The organism is Allocoleopsis sp. (assembly GCF_036703385.1).
GTDB lineage: Bacteria > Cyanobacteriota > Cyanobacteriia > Cyanobacteriales > Coleofasciculaceae > Allocoleopsis.
The window spans coordinates 1-7,280 of the sequence record NZ_DATNPA010000063.1; the positions used below are offsets into that span (position 1 = coordinate 1).

Here is a 7,280-nt window from a genome sequence, read left to right on the forward strand (position 1 = left end):
ACCTGTTCTCGATACTCACTCGCCGACAACGCATCGACTACTTCATCTGCATCGTTGATGCGTAGCTTGACCAACCAACCTTCGCCATAAGGGTCATCTGCAATCAGTTCGGGAGACTCAATCAGTGCTTCGTTGCGCTCAATCACCGTCCCGGAGATCGGAGCATTCAAATCCTCAACCGCCTTCACCGATTCAATGCTGCCAAAGCTTTCGGTTTTTTCCAGAGCATCACCAATTTCTGGAAGTTCCAGAAACACGATATCCCCCAACTGGTCAACGGCAAAAGCGCTGATGCCAATTGTGGCAATCTCCCCATCGAGTCTGACATACTCGTGAGTCTCTAAGTATTTCAAATCATCAGGATATTCCAAGGTCATCTCACATCCTCACTACACAGCAGAACAGCAGAGCTAAGTGTACAACTCCAACCCGTGGTAGTTCAAAATTCAGCTAACTGATTGTGACCAACCGCAGCAGTCATTTGAAATACGGTAGAGCTATCCTGATTGCTCAAATAGAGCAGTTAGTCTAGTGGCTACAGCTAGGCTGAGTCAAGCCTGAGGCTGCAATTACCGCTTACTCTTGACAGATCAGCTCAGCTATGGATAAACAAACCCTGCGACGATTGCTATTAGGTGAATTTACCTTTAAACGGCTCGTGCGCTCCATAATCTTCATCTATGTTTTCTTTTGTCTTTACGTCTTCTTTTTCGCAGACGGAAAGATCTTTTTGCCTCAACTCTCCAGCTATTCCGACACCAGCGACATCCTTTAAGCTCACGACTTACGATCAAATCCAGCTTTCAGCAGTTTATCTTCCGAATCCGGCATCTATGTACACCATTTTGTATATTCGCGGGAATGCTGAAAACTTGGGAGAGATTCAGCCTGTCCTGCAACAGCTGCACAAAATTGGGTTTAGTGTCTTTGCTTACGATGATCGCGGGTAGGGTACCAGCCAGGGAAAGCTCTCAGAACGCCATGCCTATCGAGATATCAGTCGCATCCCAAGCCCTAACCCCCGCTCACCCTATATCGCTTAAACCGATTACTTTAGTAAGAAGAGACTTTTATAGTCCGGCTTGCTTTTAGCTACTGCATGAGTGTTGAAACGTTTAACACATATCAGAATAGCCGTCAAATGGGTGCAGGAAACAAGTCGGGTGTGACATCTTTGATGCTCAACAAAATCTTAGCCCAGAAGGAGCTTGACGATGTCAAAGTGGCAGGAGTTGACTCGTTTAGGAAGGCTTCGCGTTCGGCAACGATGGCAACCTCGCCAATTCGTTATGCTGCTCGTGATAGGCACAACAACTGTTGTGGTGAGCGCAACTGCCCTAATCAGCTACTCTGTTGTGCGCGGACTGATTTTAGACAATTTAAAGCAAAATGCTTTGTTGAAGGTTCAGCGAAGGAGTGATGAAATCGATGAATGGCTCGCCATCCAGAAGGTTAGGGTAGAAGCGATCGCAAATACTCCTACGGCACGGACAAGGAATTGGTCGGTGGTACAACCCTATTTACAAGCCGAAGTAGAACATGCCGTGGACTTCTACAATTTTTCCCTCGCCAACCCCGATGGTTCGTTTTACACCACCAAAGTGGGTCGAGTAACAGTGAATGTGAAAGACCGCAAATACTTTCAAAAGGGAATGGCTGGGCAAGTATATGTGGGCGATCCCATCATTTCTCGCAGCCTTAAGCACGTTGTCATTCCGATTGTTGCCCCCATCTGGTCAAACTCTGCCACTACCAAACAGCCTATAGGGCTAATCAATGGCAATATTCGCTTAGAGCGAGTGAGTCGCGTGGTGGAGAATCTGAAATATGGCTCTGGGAGTTACGCCTTTGCCCTTAGTTCTGAAGGAATGCCGATTGTCCATCCTAATAAGAGTTTAGAGGGAAATCTCGATAAACCAACACCCAGTTTTCTACAGGCAAAAGACCCTGATTTGGCAAAAGTCGCCCGCCACATGGTATATAAGCATAGCGGGATTTCGCGGGTAAAAATGGAGGGGAAATGGGTATATGTTGCTTACTTCCCCCTACACCAAGCGGACTGGTCGATCGCATTGGTAATTCCGCACGAGATTATAGAATCCAAGTTAGAGGCGCTCAATCTGTTAGCGTCAGTCTTGGGGGGACTGCTTGCGATCGCTACAATTGCAGCCCTCTGGCAAGTATTTTCATTAGAACAAACTCGCGCTCTCGCTGAACGAGAAGCCCTGCTGAATCGATTGACGGCTCGGATTCGTGCCTCCCTAGACCTTGATCGCATTGTGCAAACGACGGTTGAGGAATTAGGCACCCTCTTAGAGCTACAACGGGTTGCTTACGTTGTACTCAACCCGCAACAGCAAACTGTGGAGATGCGGCGGGAATACTGTAAAGAAGGGACACAAGCAGAACTCGGATGGTTTGATTGGTCAACCGCAGCAGAGATTGAGTCTCGCCTTCAACTGGGTGAAGCCATATACTGCAATCGTGCTATTGCTTCCCCCAATGCTTCACTCCGACAACGGCAAGCCTACAGTTATTTAAATTTAGTGCAACCTGTACGACAAGACAGCGTAACCCTAGGCTATCTGATCTGCATTTGCTCTAGCCGTCAGTTATGCAGCAAAGAGGATAAGGAACTGTTGCAAGCGGTTGCGGATTGTTTAGCGATCGCAATTACCCAATCCCAACTCTATACCCAGATCCAAGTGTCTGAAGCTGAACTCCGTGCCCTCTTGGAAGCCATGAGCGATACCGTGATCGTCTTCGATACTCAAGGACGTTATCTCAAGTACATACAGTGGAATCCTGCATTCGTTTACAAACCTACGGCTCAACGGATTGGTAAAACCTTGCATGAGGTATTGCCACACCAACAGGCTGAGATTGTTTTTGATGGCATTCAGCGTGCCTTATTTACTCAAGCAACGGTCAAAGTTGAGTATAGTCTACCCATCAGCGGTAAAAGAGAATGGTTTTCTGCCAGTGCTTCACCCTTTATGACGGATAAGGTGATCTTTGTGGCGCGTAATATAACGGAGCGCAAGCGCTCTGAGTCGGCGCTACAGCAAGCTGAAGAGAAATATCGCAGTATCTTTGAGAATGCAGTTGAGGGCATTTTCCAGACGACACCCGATGGACGCTACCTGAGTGCGAATCCGGCGCTAGCTCGGATGTATGGCTACAAATCACCGGAGGAACTCATTGCCCGACTGACCAATATTGCACGACAACTTTACGTAGAGCCAAACCGGAGAGCGCAGTTTCTTGCCGCTTTAGAGCAACATAAAGAGCTATCAGGTTTTGAATCTCAGATCTACCGATCAGATGGCAGCATCATTTGGATTAGTGAAAATGCTCGTGCGGTTCGCGATGAGCAAGGGAAGCTACTTTACTACGAAGGGATTGTTGAAGATATTACAAAGCGCAAGCTGACAGAAGAGGCACTCAGGATAGAACAAGAAAAGTCAGAGCAGTTATTGCTCAATATTTTACCCAAGGCGATCGCAGACCAACTGAAGCAAAATCCGGGTTCTTTAGCTGAACGCTTCGATGAGGCAACCGTGCTGTTTGCCGATATCGTCGGCTTTACCCCACTCTCAGCTCAGACTTCGCCAGAAAAATTAGTCAATTTACTCAATGAGATATTTTCCACCTTTGACCAGCTAGCTGAGCAGCACGGTTTGGAGAAAATTAAAACCATCGGGGATGCCTATATGCTAGCAGGGGGTTTGCCAACGGTTCGCCCAGACCACGCCGAGGCAGTTGCCCATATGGCTCTCGATATGCAACGGGAAATTGCTCGCCAAGCCATCCAGTTAAGTGTACCCGTTCAGCTACGCATCGGCATCAATACAGGTCCGGTCGTCGCTGGAGTCATTGGCATTAAAAAGTTTATTTATGACTTGTGGGGAGACACGGTGAATACAGCCAGCCGTATGGAATCCCACGGATTACCCGGTTGTATTCAGGTTACGGCGACCACCTACCATCGATGCAAAGAAAAGTTTATCTTTGAGGATCGGGGACTAGTCCTCGTGAAGGGCAAAGGAGAGATGCTCACTTATTTGCTTAAAGGCAAGAAATTTTAACAACGGATGGGCTAACGAGGCGCTATTTTTAGGAGTTCCCTTCTGCCTTCTGCCTTCTGCCTTCTGCCTTCTTGGTATGACTGGTTCATGGTACTGGAGTTTAGACTAAGAAAAAACTACAGCAATCTACAAGTGGTCGCAGACAGATGGGCACTCAGTTAATCTCATTCCGCCTCAAAGATGAAGAGGTCGCTCTACTGATGCAATATGCTAATCCAGATGAGAGCGCCAATCTGACTGCTCAACGAGTGATTCGGCAGGTGTTGGGAACTCAAGACATCCCATCCGACAGACTGACCAGTCTTTTAACTCAAGTTAACGAGTTTCAAGAGCAAGTCAAATCTGTGAAAGTTTCTATTGATGAAACGATTAACGAGCGCCTAGATGCAGTAGACAGCCTGGTGGATGAAGCGGTTAACCAACACATGCAAGCGGAACTGGTTCAAGCGCGTGGACGTTTTGATAAATTCGAGCAGCGCTTAGACAAGTATTTTCAGATTCTACGTGCATCCGGTCAGTTACCTCCCCCGAAAAAAAAGCGATCGCAATTACTCCTGGAGCCACTCCATCCCTCGGAATTAGCTCAACGGTTGATTAATCCAAAGACGGGACATCCTTATTCCCAGAGCGCTATCAGCCGTCAGAAGGAGCGAGTGAATTTTCCGTTTTGGTCAGAAGCTCGTGACCCGCAAGGTATAGCCTGGGAGTACGATCCAGATGATGGCTTGTTTTATCCCCTCCAGCCTTCCTGAACAACGATTGTGTCCAGCATCCCTCTCTGGTGAAAAGCTCGCACAACCAACTGACCTACTTAACCGATTGGGTTACGCTTATTCCTCTGGTGAAACCCAATTAAGCCCGCCCCAACTAAAGAACCCAAAAGCGTCAAGGGTTCGGGTACAGATTGCGTTTCCCCCAAGAGTACCATGCCATCGTTAGCGCATTCAGCAAAGATATTGGCAATAAAGTTGCCAGCAGGTAGAGCCGTCCTATCAAAGCTAAACCCTATTGTTTGGGAACCCGTAGCGCCGAATTGATTGAAACTTAAACCCAGCTGGTTTAATTGAGTTGAATCTAAGAAACTGATACCCGTCACAAAATTACCCGCTGCGATCGCATTTAGAACGGGTTGAGTTTGATTAAAGTAGGACGTACTAGCAGGTAAATCAGCCAATGATGAGGTTTTTCCAGCGGATTGAACATATATCTTCCAGGGCTTTGTCACTTATGAAGTAGTTTTTGCAACACGTCTACTTAAGCTGGCTCTTGCGCATCCAGCACTCCGTCGATAAACTGTTGCATCCGTTCGTAGTGTGAGCCTCTCCAATAAACCTGGTTACATCCACAACAGCGATGAAATTCATTAATCTCTAGACGAGTCTTTTCTGGCAGTTGGTCGAGGATGGATTCTTTTGACACAGATTCTAACAATCCATTGCAGCGGATACATCTGTGAAATGGCAAAACTTTCTCGAACAAATCGAAGCGCCGCATCACCTCCACAATTTGTTGCTCTGGCTGAGTTGCCCTGACATAGTATCCATAGATAACTAGACTTCGCATCAATAAACCTTTGTCGCGAGTCAAGAGTATCCGTTGTTGGGAAGCAGAAATCTCGGCTAATTCTTCGTCATCATAGTCGTTGCGGTACAACGTGTCAAAGCCCAAAAGCCGCAGAGAGGAAGCTAACTTTCCTAAATGGACATCCAGGACGAAACGAAGAATACTGGGCAGTTGAGGTCGGAGGGAGACTAGCGGTGTGGCCTCTGTGGAAGTAGAACTCGGGTAAACATCGATGCGATCGCCATCTTGAACAATATAGGAGAAGTCCACCGCTTCGGCATTAACCAAGATACAGTTCACTTCCGTATGGGGGACACCCAAGGCTTCGATCATGTCCTTGATTGAAGCCCGCTCTTTAAAGACATGAGAAAAGCTGACCTGTCGTTGGCTATGTGGCAAAAAGTCGTTTAGTTCTGCATTAAAGCGAAAAACTACTTTAGCCATAGGGAGTGTTAGACCAAACTCTGCATCAACTCTAACGCGACTAGGCGATGAATCAGGAACTTCTATTCTCCAGCCGCCGTCAAATAGCCAAACAGGCACTCCCGACACTCCAGAATTTAGAGAAGGCTTTTTCATCAGTATTCTTGGGTCTTGAGGGAGGCCAGTTGATATACTGTCCATCCTCTGACAGCGGAAACCCCTAAAAATTGAGCAAGAGCGACTCAAGAGTGACTGTCACTTGAGCGAGTTGCATAGTGACGTTTTTTTCCGGATGATAATTTCCTATCGTCGAAGTATAAAGAGTTGAGGTTGAAAGATATGCAATTAGTTCAAAGCTTTATCTCGATCGCGGAAACGGCAGCCAAACAAGAGGCGCGTCAACTTAAGACTACTTCTAACACTGAGACTCAACAAGGGTCGAAGCAGCTGAGTCTCAATGGCAGATTCCATCGGCTGATTTAAAGTAGAACTAAGTCGGGTTAGTGTAACCTGGCTTAGTGTAATATCTAAAAGAGCGATCTAAGCTGAAGCTTTGGCATAACCAATCTTAGGCGCAGAGTAAATAGAAATGAAGACAGCGTCTTCAGTTCCTTCGTTAATTGCTCCGTGAACTTGACCTTGGTCTGCAATGGCAAATTGACCCACACTCAACGTTTGGCGCTGACTGTTGCCTAAGTAGTAAGTAAGTGTGCCTCGCAGCATAAACCATGTATCTTGCCCATCGGGATGGCAATGAGCCTCAACCTCTTGTCCTGGGCGCACTGCCCAAACAGCAATACTGGAGTTTTGAGTAATCACAACTTCAGTGACGGCTGCTTTTTCATCCGAGAAACACGCGTAGGCTTCAAGATCAAAAATTCTTTCATTCATCACTCACCTTTGATGTATCACTAATCATTAGCAGATTCACCCTGACGAACTGTATTGAGCAATACGGGAGGTAGGTGATTAAGATTTGTTTTCTCTATTTACTAGAGGGACGATTTGGGGAGCGATAAAAGGGTTTTTTGACGACTATGGCGGGATAGTTTTTACCCCGAATTTCGACTTCGAGTTGTTGACCCATCTTCGACAATGAAGTGGGAACATAAGCAAGCGCGATCGCTTTTCCTATTGTGGGTGATAGCGTCCCACTCGTCACTTCCCCGACCACTTGCCCTTCATACTTTACCGGGTAACCATGAC

General features: G+C 46.9%; 9 protein-coding genes. 3 read left to right on the plus strand and 6 right to left on the minus strand.

All coding sequences use genetic code 11. The features are described from left to right. Positions 1-377: glycine cleavage system protein GcvH (gene gcvH, locus V6C93_RS03415; protein ID WP_333475243.1), on the minus strand; the 377-nt coding region annotated here is incomplete at its 3' end. 254 nt (positions 378-631) lie between these two features. Next, the gene (locus tag V6C93_RS03420; RefSeq protein WP_333475244.1) at positions 632-781 is read right to left on the minus strand and encodes a hypothetical protein; all 150 of its coding nucleotides are present in this window, start codon (positions 779-781) and stop codon (positions 632-634) included. Positions 782-1,214: 433 nt separating this feature from the next. Between V6C93_RS03420 and V6C93_RS03425 the strand changes: the two genes are divergently transcribed. Then, entirely contained in the window at positions 1,215-4,088 is a 2,874-nt protein-coding gene (locus V6C93_RS03425) for an adenylate/guanylate cyclase domain-containing protein (protein ID WP_333475245.1), read from the plus strand. A 146-nt stretch (positions 4,089-4,234) separates the two neighbouring features. After that, positions 4,235-4,840 (plus strand): hypothetical protein, encoded by a 606-nt coding sequence (locus V6C93_RS03430; protein WP_333475246.1) that lies wholly within the window; start codon positions 4,235-4,237, stop codon positions 4,838-4,840. Between the two features lie 59 nt (positions 4,841-4,899). Here the strand turns inward: V6C93_RS03430 and V6C93_RS03435 are convergent, their stop codons facing one another. Together V6C93_RS03435 and V6C93_RS03440 are read right to left on the minus strand one after the other, a co-directional pair. After that, a complete protein-coding gene (locus V6C93_RS03435; protein WP_333475247.1) occupies positions 4,900-5,313 on the minus strand; it encodes a PEP-CTERM sorting domain-containing protein in 414 nt (137 codons plus the stop codon). 29 nt (positions 5,314-5,342) lie between these two features. Continuing rightward, complete coding sequence (locus tag V6C93_RS03440) at positions 5,343-6,095, minus strand: Mut7-C RNAse domain-containing protein (protein ID WP_349262608.1); 753 nt, start codon at positions 6,093-6,095, stop codon at positions 5,343-5,345. Positions 6,096-6,413: 318 nt separating this feature from the next. Here V6C93_RS03440 and V6C93_RS03445 point away from each other — a divergent pair, with 318 nt between their 5' ends. Further along, the gene (locus V6C93_RS03445) at positions 6,414-6,557 is read left to right on the plus strand and encodes a hypothetical protein (protein WP_333475249.1); all 144 of its coding nucleotides are present in this window, start codon (positions 6,414-6,416) and stop codon (positions 6,555-6,557) included. Between the two features lie 57 nt (positions 6,558-6,614). On the opposite strand, the gene V6C93_RS03450 is transcribed toward V6C93_RS03445, so the two are convergent. Together V6C93_RS03450 and V6C93_RS03455 are read right to left on the minus strand one after the other, a co-directional pair. Further along, a complete protein-coding gene (locus V6C93_RS03450; protein WP_333475250.1) occupies positions 6,615-6,965 on the minus strand; it encodes a cupin domain-containing protein in 351 nt (116 codons plus the stop codon). A gap of 94 nt (positions 6,966-7,059) precedes the next feature. Further along, on the minus strand, positions 7,060-7,280 hold a 221-nt coding region (locus V6C93_RS03455; protein ID WP_333475251.1), incomplete at its 5' end, for a glycine cleavage T C-terminal barrel domain-containing protein.